Origin of the sequence: Lentzea tibetensis (genome assembly GCF_007845675.1) — a bacterium.
GTDB classification, from domain to species: domain Bacteria; phylum Actinomycetota; class Actinomycetes; order Mycobacteriales; family Pseudonocardiaceae; genus Lentzea; species Lentzea tibetensis.
The window spans coordinates 38,283-50,723 of sequence record NZ_VOBR01000023.1 but is presented as its reverse complement, the minus strand read 5'-3'; the positions used below and the strand labels follow the sequence as shown (position 1 = coordinate 50,723).

Annotated in this window: 13 protein-coding genes and 1 other RNA gene; 5 read left to right on the top strand and 9 right to left on the bottom strand. The window is 68.6% G+C overall.

All coding sequences use genetic code 11. The features are described 5' to 3' along the window. Nucleotides 1–2: 2 nt before the first annotated feature. From FKR81_RS30235 to FKR81_RS30225, 3 genes are read left to right on the top strand one after another with little or no spacing between them, the layout of a single operon-like run. Nucleotides 3–1,583: a GMC oxidoreductase gene (locus FKR81_RS30235; protein ID WP_146357015.1), complete on the top strand. Its 1,581-nt coding sequence runs from the start codon at nt 3–5 to the stop codon at nt 1,581–1,583. A gap of 24 nt (nt 1,584–1,607) precedes the next feature. After that, nucleotides 1,608–2,708 carry a macrolide family glycosyltransferase gene (locus FKR81_RS30230; RefSeq protein WP_146357013.1) on the top strand — a complete coding sequence of 367 codons (1,101 nt, stop codon included), beginning with the start codon at nt 1,608–1,610 and terminating at the stop codon, nt 2,706–2,708. Next, a complete protein-coding gene (locus FKR81_RS30225; protein WP_146357011.1) occupies nt 2,705–3,304 on the top strand; it encodes an HD domain-containing protein in 600 nt (199 codons plus the stop codon). Before FKR81_RS30230 ends, FKR81_RS30225 begins: the two co-directional genes overlap by 4 nt. Here FKR81_RS30225 and menC read toward each other — a convergent pair. The 4 genes from menC to ssrA form a co-directional block, all read right to left on the bottom strand. After that, entirely contained in the window at nt 3,292–4,392 is a 1,101-nt protein-coding gene (menC, locus tag FKR81_RS30220; protein ID WP_146357009.1) for an o-succinylbenzoate synthase, read from the bottom strand. The genes FKR81_RS30225 and menC overlap by 13 nt on opposite strands. After that, nucleotides 4,389–5,123 (bottom strand): hypothetical protein, encoded by a 735-nt coding sequence (locus tag FKR81_RS30215; protein WP_222598448.1) that lies wholly within the window; start codon nt 5,121–5,123, stop codon nt 4,389–4,391. Before FKR81_RS30215 ends, menC begins: the two co-directional genes overlap by 4 nt. After that, nucleotides 5,120–6,499: an amino acid permease gene (locus tag FKR81_RS30210; protein ID WP_146357192.1), complete on the bottom strand. Its 1,380-nt coding sequence runs from the start codon at nt 6,497–6,499 to the stop codon at nt 5,120–5,122. Before FKR81_RS30210 ends, FKR81_RS30215 begins: the two co-directional genes overlap by 4 nt. A 311-nt stretch (nt 6,500–6,810) precedes the next feature. Next, nucleotides 6,811–7,188, bottom strand: a transfer-messenger RNA (tmRNA) gene (gene ssrA / locus FKR81_RS30205). Nucleotides 7,189–7,318: 130 nt separating this feature from the next. On the opposite strand from ssrA, the gene FKR81_RS30200 reads away from it, so the two are divergent. Both FKR81_RS30200 and FKR81_RS30195 read left to right on the top strand, forming a co-directional pair. Continuing rightward, nucleotides 7,319–8,548 carry a sensor histidine kinase gene (locus tag FKR81_RS30200; RefSeq protein ID WP_146357007.1) on the top strand — a complete coding sequence of 410 codons (1,230 nt, stop codon included), beginning with the start codon at nt 7,319–7,321 and terminating at the stop codon, nt 8,546–8,548. Further along, a complete protein-coding gene (locus FKR81_RS30195) occupies nt 8,536–9,180 on the top strand; it encodes a response regulator transcription factor (protein WP_186763246.1) in 645 nt (214 codons plus the stop codon). Before FKR81_RS30200 ends, FKR81_RS30195 begins: the two co-directional genes overlap by 13 nt. Here FKR81_RS30195 and FKR81_RS30190 read toward each other — a convergent pair. From FKR81_RS30190 to FKR81_RS30170, 5 genes are read right to left on the bottom strand one after another with little or no spacing between them, the layout of a single operon-like run. Further along, nucleotides 9,167–10,000, bottom strand: coding sequence for an amidohydrolase family protein (locus tag FKR81_RS30190; protein WP_235921857.1), 834 nt, complete (start codon nt 9,998–10,000; stop codon nt 9,167–9,169). The genes FKR81_RS30195 and FKR81_RS30190 overlap by 14 nt on opposite strands. Further along, nucleotides 9,997–10,473 (bottom strand): SsrA-binding protein SmpB, encoded by a 477-nt coding sequence (smpB, locus tag FKR81_RS30185; protein WP_146357005.1) that lies wholly within the window; start codon nt 10,471–10,473, stop codon nt 9,997–9,999. The genes FKR81_RS30190 and smpB overlap by 4 nt, the downstream gene beginning before the upstream one ends. A 30-nt stretch (nt 10,474–10,503) precedes the next feature. Continuing rightward, nucleotides 10,504–11,406: a permease-like cell division protein FtsX gene (gene ftsX, locus FKR81_RS30180; protein ID WP_146357003.1), complete on the bottom strand. Its 903-nt coding sequence runs from the start codon at nt 11,404–11,406 to the stop codon at nt 10,504–10,506. A gap of 40 nt (nt 11,407–11,446) precedes the next feature. Continuing rightward, nucleotides 11,447–12,136, bottom strand: coding sequence for a cell division ATP-binding protein FtsE (gene ftsE / locus FKR81_RS30175; RefSeq protein ID WP_146357002.1), 690 nt, complete (start codon nt 12,134–12,136; stop codon nt 11,447–11,449). Between the two features lie 56 nt (nt 12,137–12,192). Beyond that, a complete protein-coding gene (locus FKR81_RS30170) occupies nt 12,193–12,405 on the bottom strand; it encodes a hypothetical protein (RefSeq protein ID WP_146357000.1) in 213 nt (70 codons plus the stop codon). Nucleotides 12,406–12,441: the final 36 nt, after the last annotated feature.

The window sequence follows — 12,441 nt, the reverse complement described above, 5'->3', positions numbered from 1 at the left end:
ACATGAACTCCTTTCGCGTAACCCGTCGGCGCTTCCTCGGCATGTCGGCTCTCGCGGCCGGCATGACGGCGCTGCCCGGCCGCGCCATCGCGCAGGACGAGGTTCCCGCGATCGTCATCGGCACCGGCTACGGCGCGTCGGTGGCCGCGCTGCGGCTCGGCGAGGCGGGCGTCAAGACCGTCATGCTGGAGATGGGCCAGCTGTGGAACCAGCCCGGCCCGGACGGCAAGGTCTTCTGCACCATGCTGAAGCCGGACCGGCGGTCCATGTGGCTGAAGACGCGCACCGAGGCGCCGCTGGCCACGATGCTCTGGCTGGACATCGTCAACAAGGACATCGAGAAGTACACCGGCGTGCTGGACCGGGTGAACTTCGCCGAGATGTCCGTCTACGTCGGACGCGGCGTCGGCGGCGGCTCGCTCGTCAACGGGGGCATGGCGGTCACGCCGCAGCGGGCCTACTTCCAGGAGATCCTGCCGCAGGTCGACGCGAACGAGATGTACAGCCGGTTCTTCCCGCTCGCCAACCGCACGCTGCGCGTCAACAACATCCCCACCAGCTACTTCGAGACCAGCGAGTACTACCACTTCGCGCGCGTCTCCCGGCAGCACGCCACCAAGGCCGGCTTCCAGACGACCTTCGTGCCGAACGTCTACGACTTCGGCTACATGGAACGCGAAGAACGTGCCGGCGCAACGAAGTCCGCGCTCGCCGGCGAGGTCATCTACGGCAACAACCACGGCAAGGCCAGCCTCGACAAGACCTACCTCGCCGACGCGCTCGGCACCGGCAACGTCAGCATCAGGACGCTGAGCCGGGTCAAGCGCATCCGGCCGCGCACCGGCGGCGGCTACCTGCTGACCGTCGAGGAGCTCGACACGACCGGCAACGTCCTGCGGCAGAAGGAAATGGGCTGCCGCAAGCTGTTCCTCGGCGCGGGCAGCCTCGGCACGACCGAGCTGCTGCTGCGCGCCCGCGAGAACGGCGACCTGCCGAACGTGAGCGGCGAGGTCGGCAAGGGCTGGGGCCCCAACGGCAACATCATGACCGCGCGCACCGTCGCGACCGGCTTCAAGCAGTCGACGATCCCGACGCTCGCGATCAACGACTGGGCGAACCAGCAGCGTCCCGTGTTCGCGGAGATCGCGCCCATGCCCGCCGGGCTCGAGACGTTCGTCGCGCTGTACCTGGCGATCACGAAGAACCCGGAGCGCGGCACGTTCCGCTTCGACCGCGCCGCGGACAAGTTGACGCTGGACTGGACGCGCTCTCAGAGCCAGCCGGCCGTCAACGCCGCGAAAGGACTCTTCGACGAGATCAACCGCGCTAACCTCACCACGTACCGGCATGATCTGTTCGGCAACAACAAGGCTTTCGCGGACGACTTCACCTACCACCCGCTCGGCGGTTGCGTGTTGGGGCGGGCAACTGATGGATTCGGACGCCTCCGGGGCCACCAGGACCTGTACGTCACCGACGGGTCGCTGATCCCCGGATCGGTCGGCGCGAACCCGTTCGTGACGATCACCGCGCTCGCCGAGCGCAACCTCGCGCGGATCGTCGCCGAGGACCTGAACCATTAGGGACCGAACAACGTTAGTTGGACTATGGCGCACATCGCTGTTTTCTCCATGCCCGAGCCGGGGCACGTGTACCCCGTGCTCGGGTTGCTGTCCGAGCTCGTGCGCCGCGGTCACCGGGTGAGCTGCCCGGTGACCGAGCAGTTCACGTCGGCCATCAGAAGCACGGGCGCCGTCACCGTGCCGTACGAGACGACGTTCCCGGCCGAGTGGCCCGCGTCGCTGTACGACGCGGCGCGGCTCGTCCACGTCGAGACGGTGGCGACGCTTCCCCTGCTGGAGAAGGTGTTCGCCGAAGATCCACCGGACGTCGTGCTGTGGGACATCGGCACGTGGTCCGGCGCGCTCATCGCCAGGCGCATGGGCATCCCCGACATCCAGCTCGCCACCGTGCTCTCCAGCAACCAGCAGTGGTCGCTCGGCGAGGCCGGTGTCGCGCTGGACTGGGGAAAGCCGGAGGTGATGAAGTTCTTCACCGACGTGCACGCGCTGCTCGGCGGCCCGCTGCCCGAGTTCATGACGCTGACGCGCCGCCGGATCGCGCTGTTCCCGCGCGAGTTCCAGTACGAGGGCGACACGTTCGACGAGCGGTTCGCGTTCGTCGGACCGTGCCTGACCGATCGCACTCCGTTCCAGGGCAGCTGGGAACCGCCCGGTGACGACCGGCCCGTGCTGCTCGCCGCGCTCGGCGCCTTCGAACGCGAGTGCGTCGCGGCCGTGGCGGGCATGCCGTGGCGGCTGGTGCTCGTCGGCCGCGACCCCGGCAACCTCCCGCCGAACGTCGAGGTGCACCGGCACGTCCCGCAGCTCTCCGTGCTGGCGCACGCCAGCGCGTTCCTCACCAACGGTGGCATGGGCGGCGTCATGGAGGCGCTGATCCACGGCGTGCCGATGATCGTCGCGCCGCGCATGGCCGACCAGCGTCTCAACGGCATCCGCGTCGAGGAGCTCGGACTCGGCGTGCTGCTCGACGCGGACGTGCTCACGCCGGAGAGCCTGCGGTCGCTGGTGCAGCAGGTGATGACGGACCCGGCGATCACCGCGCGGGTCAAGGACATGCAGGCGATGACGCAGAGCGCGGGCGGATCCGTCGCCGCGGCCGACGTCGTCGAGGCCGAGCTGCCGTGAGACAGGCCTGGTCGGACGCCGTCCGCACGCTCGGCGGCACGCCGGACCCCGGCGATCTCGAGGAGCGCTACGCCGAGCCGCATCGCCGCTACCACAACACGAAGCACGTGCTGGCCGTCGTGCGCGACGCGGCCGTGCTCGCCGAAGCTCTTGGTCTCTCAGCGCAAGAGCGAGCGTTGCTCACTCTTGCCGCCTGCGCGCACGACGTCGTCTACGACTCGAAGCCCGGCGACGACGAACGCGCGAGCGCCGCGTGGGCGCGCAGCCATCTCACCGACCTCGCTCCGGAGCACGTCGACCGCGTCTCCTCGCTCGTGCTGGCGACCATCACGCACTCGTCCGACGACGAACTGGCCCGCGCGCTGCTCGACGCCGACCTCGCGATTCTCGGTGCACCGCAACAGGAGTACGACGAGTACCGGGTGGCCGTGCGCGCCGAGTACGCGATGTACGACGACGAGGCGTGGCGCGCCGGGCGCGCGAAGGTGTTGTCCACCTTGCTGTCGCGCGACCCGCTCTACGTCACGAAGCCCGCCCGCGAACTCTGGGAGTCCACCGCGCGGGCCAACATGGCGCGCGAACTTCAGGCGCTGTAGAGCGTTCTGGTCGCAGTCGTGAAGCGCCGCAACGTCTCCGGGATCGGGTCGACACCGATACCCGGCCCGGTCGGCACGGTCATGTGCCCGTCGACGAGCTCGAACGGTTCGGTGATGTCCTCGGCGAAGTACCGCCGCGACGCCGACACGTCACCGGGCAGCACGAACCCCGGCAACGCGGCCAGCGCCAGGTTCGGCCCGCGACCGACACCGGTCTCGAGCATTCCGCCGCACCACACGGGAATCCCGTGCGCGACGCAGACGTCGTGGATGCGCCGCGCCTCCAGGTAACCACCGACGCGCGCGGGCTTGATGTTCACGACCCGGCACGCGTCGAGCGCGATCGCGGTGGCCGCGTCCTTGGCCGACGTGATCGACTCGTCGAGGCAGATCGGCGTGCGCACGCGTTGCGCGAGCAGCGCGTGGCCGCGGATGTCGTCCTCGTCGAGCGGCTGTTCCATGAGCAGCAGGTCGAACTCGTCCAACCGCCGCAGGTGCTCGGCGTCGGCCAGCGCGTACGCGGTGTTGGCGTCGACCTGGAGCACGATGTCGCCGAACCGCTGCCGCACCTCGCGCACGGGCTCGACGTCCCAGCCCGGCTCGATCTTGAGCTTGATCCGGCCGTAGCCCTCGGCGAGGTAGCCCTCGACGTCCGCGAGCAGCGCCTTGATCGAGTCCTTGATGCCGACCGACACCCCGGACGGCACCCGGTCCGCGACGGAGCCGAGGAAACCGCCCATGGACATCCCGTACGCGCGCAGTTCGGCGTCCAGGATCGCCGTCTCCAGCGTGGCCTTGGCGAGCTTGTGCCCCTTGATCGCCTCGGTCAGCGGGGCGACCTTGGCGGCCGTGACGTCCGGCGTCACCCGCGGCACGAGGTGGTCGGCGAGCACGATCTCCGCCGCGGCCACGAACTCCGAGCAGTACAGCGGTTCCGGGTCGGCCGCGAACTCGGCCCAGCCCTCCGCGACGTCCGTGACGACGCGCAGCAGGAACGTGTCCTTGGTCGTCATCGTGCCGAAGGAGGTGCGGAACGGCGACACCAGCGGGATCGCGACGTGCAGCAGCTCGATTCGCTCGATCTTCACTTGCGCTCCAACAGGTACCAGCTGTCACGGGACATCGAGGTGGCGACGCGGCCGTCGGCGAACGCGTCGGTGAAGACGCCGCGCACGGCCTTGCGCCACGCGGCGGCCGCCTCCGGGTCCTCGCGCCGCAGAGCGACCACATCGGACGGTACGCGGCACCAGATCCGCTGCCCGTCGCTGATCTCCAGCGGACCGCCGTCGGGCGCGGTGCGCAGGATCTCCCCCTCAGGCCCGCCCGGCGGCTCGGGACGCGGCGACGCGGTCAGGTCCCAGCTGACGGTGAGCCGGTCGCTCTCGTCGCCGTCGTTGACCCCGTCGCGCATCGGCCCGTAGAAGTCCACCGTGTACTCGATGACGACCGCGCCCAGCTTGACCAGGTTGAACCGCGCGTTGCGGGACACCAGCGGGTCGTAGGTCCAGCGCATGGTCGTCGCACCGTGCCCGAGCGCCCAGTCCCGCTGCGCGAGCTTGAGCGGCAACCCGACGCCGGGGTCCGCGGCGGCGATCATGGAGTACACGGACGCGTCCGCGGGCGGCCCGAACACCGCGACCGTGGCACCGGCGAGCCGGTCGCCGTCGAACGCGCCGATGACGGCGCCGCCCGCGTGCCGGATGCAGTGCAACGTCTCCGTCGACAGGACGTCGACCATCGTGTTCCAGACCTCGGAGAAGTACTGCGCGATGCGCGCGATCCCCTCGACGTCGCGGACCTCGGTGAACTCCAGGGTCACACCTTCGCCTTCCTGATCCCGTAGCTGAAGTAGATGGCGAGCCCGACGACCATCCACGCCAGGAACGCGACCCAGGTGGCGAAGCCGAGGCTGAACATCATGTACACGCAGAATGCCACGCCCAGCATCGGCGTGACCGGCGAGAACGGCACCCGGAACCCGCGGGGCGCGTCCGGCCGCGTCCGCCGCAGGATGATCACCGCGAGGTTGACGAGCAGGAACGCGAACAACGTGCCGATGCTCGTCGCGTCAGCGAGCGCGCCCAGCGGCACCAGCGCGGCCAGCACGCCGATGAACGAGCCGATGATGATCGTGTTGAGGTACGGCACGCCGTTCTTGTTGAGCTTGGCGAACAACGAGGGCACGAGCCCGTCCCGCGACATCGAGTAGAGGATGCGCGTCTGTCCGTACAACACGGTCAGCACCACGCTCGTCGTGGCGACGACGGCGCCGATCGACAGCAGGATCGGCCAGATCGCGCCGCTGACGTTGTCCGTGAGCACCCGGCTGAGCGCGGCCTCCGAGCCCTCGAACTGCTGCCACGGCATCGCGCCGACGGCCGCCAGTGCGACGGCGCAGTACAGCGCGGTGATGACGACCAGCGACAGGATGATCGCCCGAGGCAGGTCGCGCTGCGGGTTCTTGGCTTCCTCACCGGCGGTGGAGGCCGCGTCGAACCCGATGTAGGAGAAGAACAGGGTGGCCGCGCCCGCGCTCATGCCCGCCAGGCCGAGCGGGTAGAACGGCTTCAGGTTGCCCGCCTTGAACGCGGTGAACGCGACGGCGCAGAACATGATCAGCGCACCGACCTTGATCAGCACGAGCACGGTGTTCGTCCGGGCGGAGCCCTTGGCGCCACCGAGCAGCACGAGCATCGCCAGCACGACGATCAGCACGGCCGGGATGTTGACCACTCCGCCCGCGCCGGGCGGCTGGCTCAGCACGTCGGGAATGCGCACGCCGGCGACGAGGTCCAGCAGCTCGTTGACGTACTGCCCCCACCCGACCGCGACGGCGGCGACGGACACGCCGTACTCGAGCACGAGGCACCAGCCGCAGACCCAGGCGATCAGCTCGCCGAGCGTGGCGTAGGTGTAGGAGTAGGACGACCCGGAGGCGGGGATGAGCCCGGCGAGCTCCGCATAGGACAACGCGGAGAACAGGGCGGTGAACCCGGCCAGCACGAACGACAACACGATGGCGGGTCCGGCGGCCGGAACGGCCTCACCGAGCACCACGAAGATGCCGGTACCGAGCGTGGCTCCGATGCTGATCATCGTGAGGTGCCCGACCCCGAGCGTCTTCTGCAGTCCACCCCCAGGGTGCACCAGTTGCTCAATAGGCTTCCGTCGCAACACCCGCGCCCGAACACCCAGCTCGCTGCTCATCCGGCCAACTTAACGCCAAACCAACGTACCTAGCGGCCACGACCACCCCATCAGCCGATGGGCCAAGCGAGCAGGACTAACTGAGCAAAGCAAAAGGCCGAGCACCCACCGCACCACCGCACCCACCGCGCAGGGCGGCCAAGCGAAGCGAAGGCCAACGGTCCGGGGCGGGCAAGCGAAGCGAAGCCCGAACCGGGGGTCCGGGGGCGGAGCCCCCGGCTGGGGGTCTGGGGGCTCGGCCCCCAGAAGACACCCGGAACGAAAGGGGCGAGTGCTCTCCACGAGCACTCGCCCCCCAAGAGTGGAGGTGCCGGGAATCGAACCCGGGTCCTCTGGCGGCTCATCAGGGCTTCTCCGTGCGCAGTCCGCTCTGCCTCTACTTGACCCCATCAGTCATGCGAACGAGCTGATGTGACAGGCCCAGTCGCTGTGAGTTTCCCGAACAGTCCCCGCGACCGAGACTGCTGGTAAGCCTTCTAGCTGATGCCGGGAACTAGGCCGAAGGCGCTCCTAGGCCGACAACCGCCGCTACTCGCTGTCAGGCAGCAAGAGCGTAAGCGGTGCGCTGGTCGTTAGACGTGGCGCTTATTGGTTTGCGATGACGCTTGCGGTGGTCTCTCGCCTGCACCGGCACGCTTCCCCTGAATCAACGTCCACAGTCGAAACCGTTCACCCCCTTGTAGTGGTACGCATAGCATAACGACGCGGTCCAACCAGTTCATTCCAGGACTGGTAGGGCTGTCCCCACCATCAGCACGCTGGTTGACCGCATGGTCTCTGACCAGCGACAACGCGATGCTTGGACGTATGAGGAAACCGAACGCCCTCGCTGCCGGGCTGTACCTGCTGCTGAACCTGGCGACTGGCATCTTCTGGTTCGTCGTCCTGACGACGTTGTTCTTCACGGGGATCGGCCTCTCGGCGATCGGCGTGGGACTGGTGCTGCTCTACGGCATGCTCGAGCTGACCAGGGGTGCCGCCGCGCTGGAGCGCACGTGGGTGCGCGGGGCGTTGCGCGTGGACATCCCGGATCCGGTGTTCAAGCCGGTGGACGGCTCGATGCAGAACCGGCTGAAGCAGCGGGTGACGGACCCGGTGGTGTGGCGCAGCTTCGCCTACTTCCTGTTGATGCTCCCGGTCGGCGCCATCGAGTTCTCGCTGGTCGTCGCCATGTGGTCGGTGGTCGGGTCGTTGCTCGCCGTGCCGTTCTGGATCGAGTACTCGATGTTCGACATCGAGTTCACCGGCTTCTGGACCGTCGACTCCTGGGACACCGCGCTGCCGCTGGCGGCGGGCGGGCTGGCACTGCTGCCGCTCGCGCTGCTGGCCACGCGGGCACTGGGCCAGGCGCACGGCGGGTTCGCCAAGTCCATGCTGGGTCCGACGCGCGCCGAGCTGCTGAGCGTCGAGACGGAGCGGCTCCAGTCGAGCCGGGCGCGGGGTGTCGAGGCGGCGGAGGCCGAGCGGCGGCGCATCGAGCGCGACCTGCACGACGGCGCGCAGCAGCGGCTGGTGGCCGTCGCGATGGGCCTGGGCAGGGCGAAGTCGAAGATGGACAGCGACCCGGCGGGTGCCGCGCAGTTGCTGGAGGAGGCGCACGCCGACGCCAAGCTGGCCATCAAGGAGCTGCGCGACCTGGCGCGGGGCATCTACCCGTCGGTGCTGGGTGACCGGGGGTTGGACGCGGCGCTGAGCGCGCTGGCAGCACGTTGCCCGATCGAGGTCCAGCTCCAGGTGGACGTGGAGCCGCGGCCGCCGACATCGGTGGAGAGCGCGGCGTACTTCACGGTCGCCGAGGCGCTGACGAACGTCACGAAGCACTCGAACGGCACGAAGGCGCAGGTCAAGGTCAACCGGACCGAGGCAGGCGTGCTGGTCGAGGTGACGGACAACGGTCAGGGCGGCGCGGAGCTGCGTCCGGGCGGCGGGCTCGCCGGCCTGGCGGACCGGGCCGCCACGATCGACGGTGTTGTTGTGGTCGTGAGCCCGGCTGGCGGGCCGACCGTGATCCGAGCGGAGCTGCCGTGCGCGTGGTGATCGCCGAGGACTCCGTCCTCCTGCGGGAGGGCGTGCAGCGCCTGCTGGCCGACGAGGGCATCGAGACGGTCGCGGCCGTCGAGAACGGTGACGACCTGCTGGACGCGGTGGCCGAGCACTCCCCCGACCTGTGCGTCGTGGACGTGCGGATGCCGCCGACGTTCACCGACGAGGGCTTGCGCGCCGCCATCGAGGCGCGCAAGCGGACGCCCAACCTGCCGGTGCTCGTGCTGTCGCAGTACGTCGAGGAGCGCTACGCGGTCGAGCTGCTGGCTGGCGGTGCGAGCGGGGTCGGCTACCTGCTGAAGGAGCGGGTGGCGGACGTGTCGGAGTTCGTCGAGGCGGTGCGCCGGGTCGCCGACGGCGGCACGAGCATCGACCACGAGGTGATCACGCAGCTCATGGTGCGCAGCAAGAAGAGCCCGGTCGACTCGCTCACCCCGCGCGAACGCGAGGTGCTGAGCCTGATGGCGCAGGGCCTGTCGAACGCGGCGATCGCGGCCGCTCTGGTCGTGTCCGACGGCGCGGTGGAGAAGCACGTCGGCAACATCTTCGCGAAGCTCGGCCTGGAGCCGACGAACACGGAGCACCGCCGGGTGCGGGCCGTGCTCGCCTATCTCAACCTGGGCTGAGCAGCCGCAGGCCGTTGTCGTGCAGGATCGCCCGCTCGGCCTCGGTGCTGAGCCCCCACGACGAGATGGCCTCGAGCTGGACCTCGTAGGGGTACGGGATGTTGGGGAAGTCGCTGCCGAGCACGATCCGGTCGCCGACGTCGGCGAGCCGAGCGCCCCAGTCCGCGGGCAGCGGCGCCTGGGCCTCGGAGAACGGGACACCCACCATCGTGGTGTCCGCGCACACCCTCGGATACCGCGCGACCAGGTCCAGCGCGCCGAGGTAGTCGGGCATCCCCGCGTGCGCGATCACCGCGGCGAGCCGCGGATGCCGGGCCAGCACGGCGGCGAACACGTCGAGTCCCGTGTGCGCTCCGGGGATGGGCCCGTTCCCGCAGTGCACGACGACCGGCACCCCGGCTTCGGCGAGCATCCCCCACACCGGGTCGAGCAGGGGGTCGCGCGGGTCGTAGCCGCCGACCTGCACGTGGGCCTTGAAGCAGCGGGCACCGCGCTCCAGCGCGTCCTTCACGTAGGAGTCGGCGCCGGGTTCGGCGAAGAACGTCGCGGTCGGCACGGCGCCGAGCGTCCGGGTGCCGAAGTCGATCGCCCAGTCGTTCAGCCAGGTCGCCATGCCCGCCTTGTGCGGGTAGACGAGCGGCGCGAACGCGACGACGCCCAGCTCGCGCAGTGTCGCGAGCCGGGCGTTCTCGTCGAGCCGGTAGTGGATGCCCCAGTCGACGCCGTAGTGCTCGGAGGCGTGGTCGAAGTACGCCCACACCTTGTCGAGGACGTTCTGGGGCATGAAGTGGACGTGGACGTCCACCAGGCCGGTGCTCAGTAGCGGCCCTTCAAGGCACGGCCGTGCGCCTTCGCGATCTCGCGGTTGGCGTCGCGCTTGGCGAGGTCCTGGCGCTTGTCGTACGACTTCTTGCCCTTCGCGAGCGCCAGCTCGACCTTGACGTAACCGTCCTTGAAGTACATCTGCAGCGGAATGAGCGACAGACCGGACTCCTTGGTCTTGCCGATCAACCGCTCGATCTCGCTCTTGTGCAGCAGCAGCTTCCGCTTGCGCCGGACCTCGTGGTTGGTCCAGGTCCCCGCGACGTACTCCGGGATGTGCAGCGCGTGCAGCCAGATCTCGCCGTCGTCGACCTGGGCGAAGGCGTCCACAAGGGACGCCCGGCCCATGCGCAGGCTCTTCACCTCGGTGCCGACGAGCTGAATGCCCGCCTCGTAGGTGTCCAGAATGGTGTAGTCGTGCCGAGCCTTGCGGTTCGACGCGATCACCTTCTGCCCGCGTTCCTTGACCATGACGCCAACTCTACGTGTTCAGGCGAACGGTTAAAGCCGGACGTACAGACGGAGAGTGACGTAGCCGGTCGTCGCCGAGATCATGATCGCGACGAGGAACAGCCACGGCGACACCAGCAGGATGTCCAGGTACCCGATGGGCGGGATGATGCCCGACTCCGTCAGGTTCCTCGTGATCCGGTCGATGAAGAACGCCTTGGCCAGCACGAGACCGGCGACCGCGGCGATCGAGCCGATGATGCCTGCGACCACCGCCTCGATGAGGAACGGCAGCTGCGTGTACCACCGGGTCGCGCCGACGAGCCGCATGATGCCGACTTCCGTGCGCCTCGTGAACGCGGACACCTGGATGGTGTTCGAGATCAGCAGCAGCGCGGCGAACGCCTGCACCAGCGCCAGGATCAGCACGATGTCGCGCAGGCCGTTGAGGCCCTCGAAGAACCGCTCCAGGAACTTGCCCTGGTCGTCGACGCTCTTCACGCCGGGCTTGCCCGAGAATGCGGTCTTGATGATGTCCGTGCGCTCGGGGTCCTCCAGCTTCACGCGGAAGGTCGCAGGGATGGCTTCCGGACGCGCCAGCTTCAGCAGCTCGGGCTGGGCTTCGAAGATCTTCTTGAAGCGCTCGAAGCCCTTGTCGCGGTTCTCGAAGACGACGGACTCGACGCCGGAGGTCTGGTCGAGCTCGCTGCGCAGGCCCTTGCAGGGGTCGCTGGCGCAGTCCTTGTCGTTCGTGCTGACGTCGTTCGTCAGCATGACGGCAACCTCGAGCTTGCCCGCGTAGTTGGCCTGCATCTTGTCGACCATGCGGACGACGAGCAGACCACCGCCGAGCAAGCCGAGCGAGATCGCGGTCGTGAGGATCATCGCGATCGTCATCGTGACGTTCCGGCGCAGGCCGGTGACGACCTCGCTGAACACGAAGCTGGTACGCATCGGGGGCGGTGTTCCTTGGGTCGGGGTCGGGGGTGGGTGTCTAGCGGCCTACGCCGTAAACACCCCGCGCGTCATCACGAACGACCTTGCCGAAGCTCAGCTCGACGACGCGGCGGCGCATCGAGTCGACGATGGAGTGGTCGTGGGTGGCCATGATGACCGTCGTGCCGGTGCGGTTGATCCGCTCCAGCAGCAACATGATGTCCTGGCTCGTGTCGGGGTCCAGGTTTCCGGTCGGCTCGTCGGCGATCAGCACCAGCGGCCGGTTCACGAACGCTCGGGCGATCGCGACGCGCTGCTGCTCACCACCGGACAGCTCGGTCGGGAAGCGGTCCGCCTTGCCGTCGAGGCCGACCAGCTGCAGCACCTCGGGCACCACCTTGACGATGGTGTTCTTGGGCTTGCCGATGACCTCGAGCGCGAACGCCACGTTCTCCGCCACCGTCTTCGACGGGAGCAGGCGGAAGTCCTGGAACACGCAGCCGATGGACTGACGCAGTCGGGGGACCCTGCGCCGCGACATCTTGGCCACGTCGAAGTTGGACACGTAGACGCGTCCCCTCGTCGGCACTTCCTCGCGCAGCAGAAGCCGCAGGAAGGTCGACTTGCCGGACCCGGATGGTCCGATGAGGAACACGAACTCACCCTTGTCCATCTCGACGGAAACGTCGTCGAGCGCGGGACGCGTGGAGGTCTTGTAGACCTTGGAAACGTGTTCGAGGCGAATCACGAGGGGCGAGTCTACCTGCGCCCCTCGTAAAGCCTCCGTTCCGGTTAACTTCGGGGTCAGTCCCAGTAGTTGAAGAGGGCCGCGCCGAGGGTTCCGGGGCACCACGACCTGATGTCGCTGGCCAGCACGTCGGGCCAGGCAGAGGCGTCGAACGAGCCGTCCAGCTCCGCCTTCGTGAAGGTGCTGAACTTCCGGTTCCCGGTGAGAACGGACACCAGATCAGGAGCGTCCACGAAGGTCAGCGGCCCGGAGTACCTGGAGCCGTCCACGAAGTCGACGACGCGGGGCTCGGCGACGGCGACCCG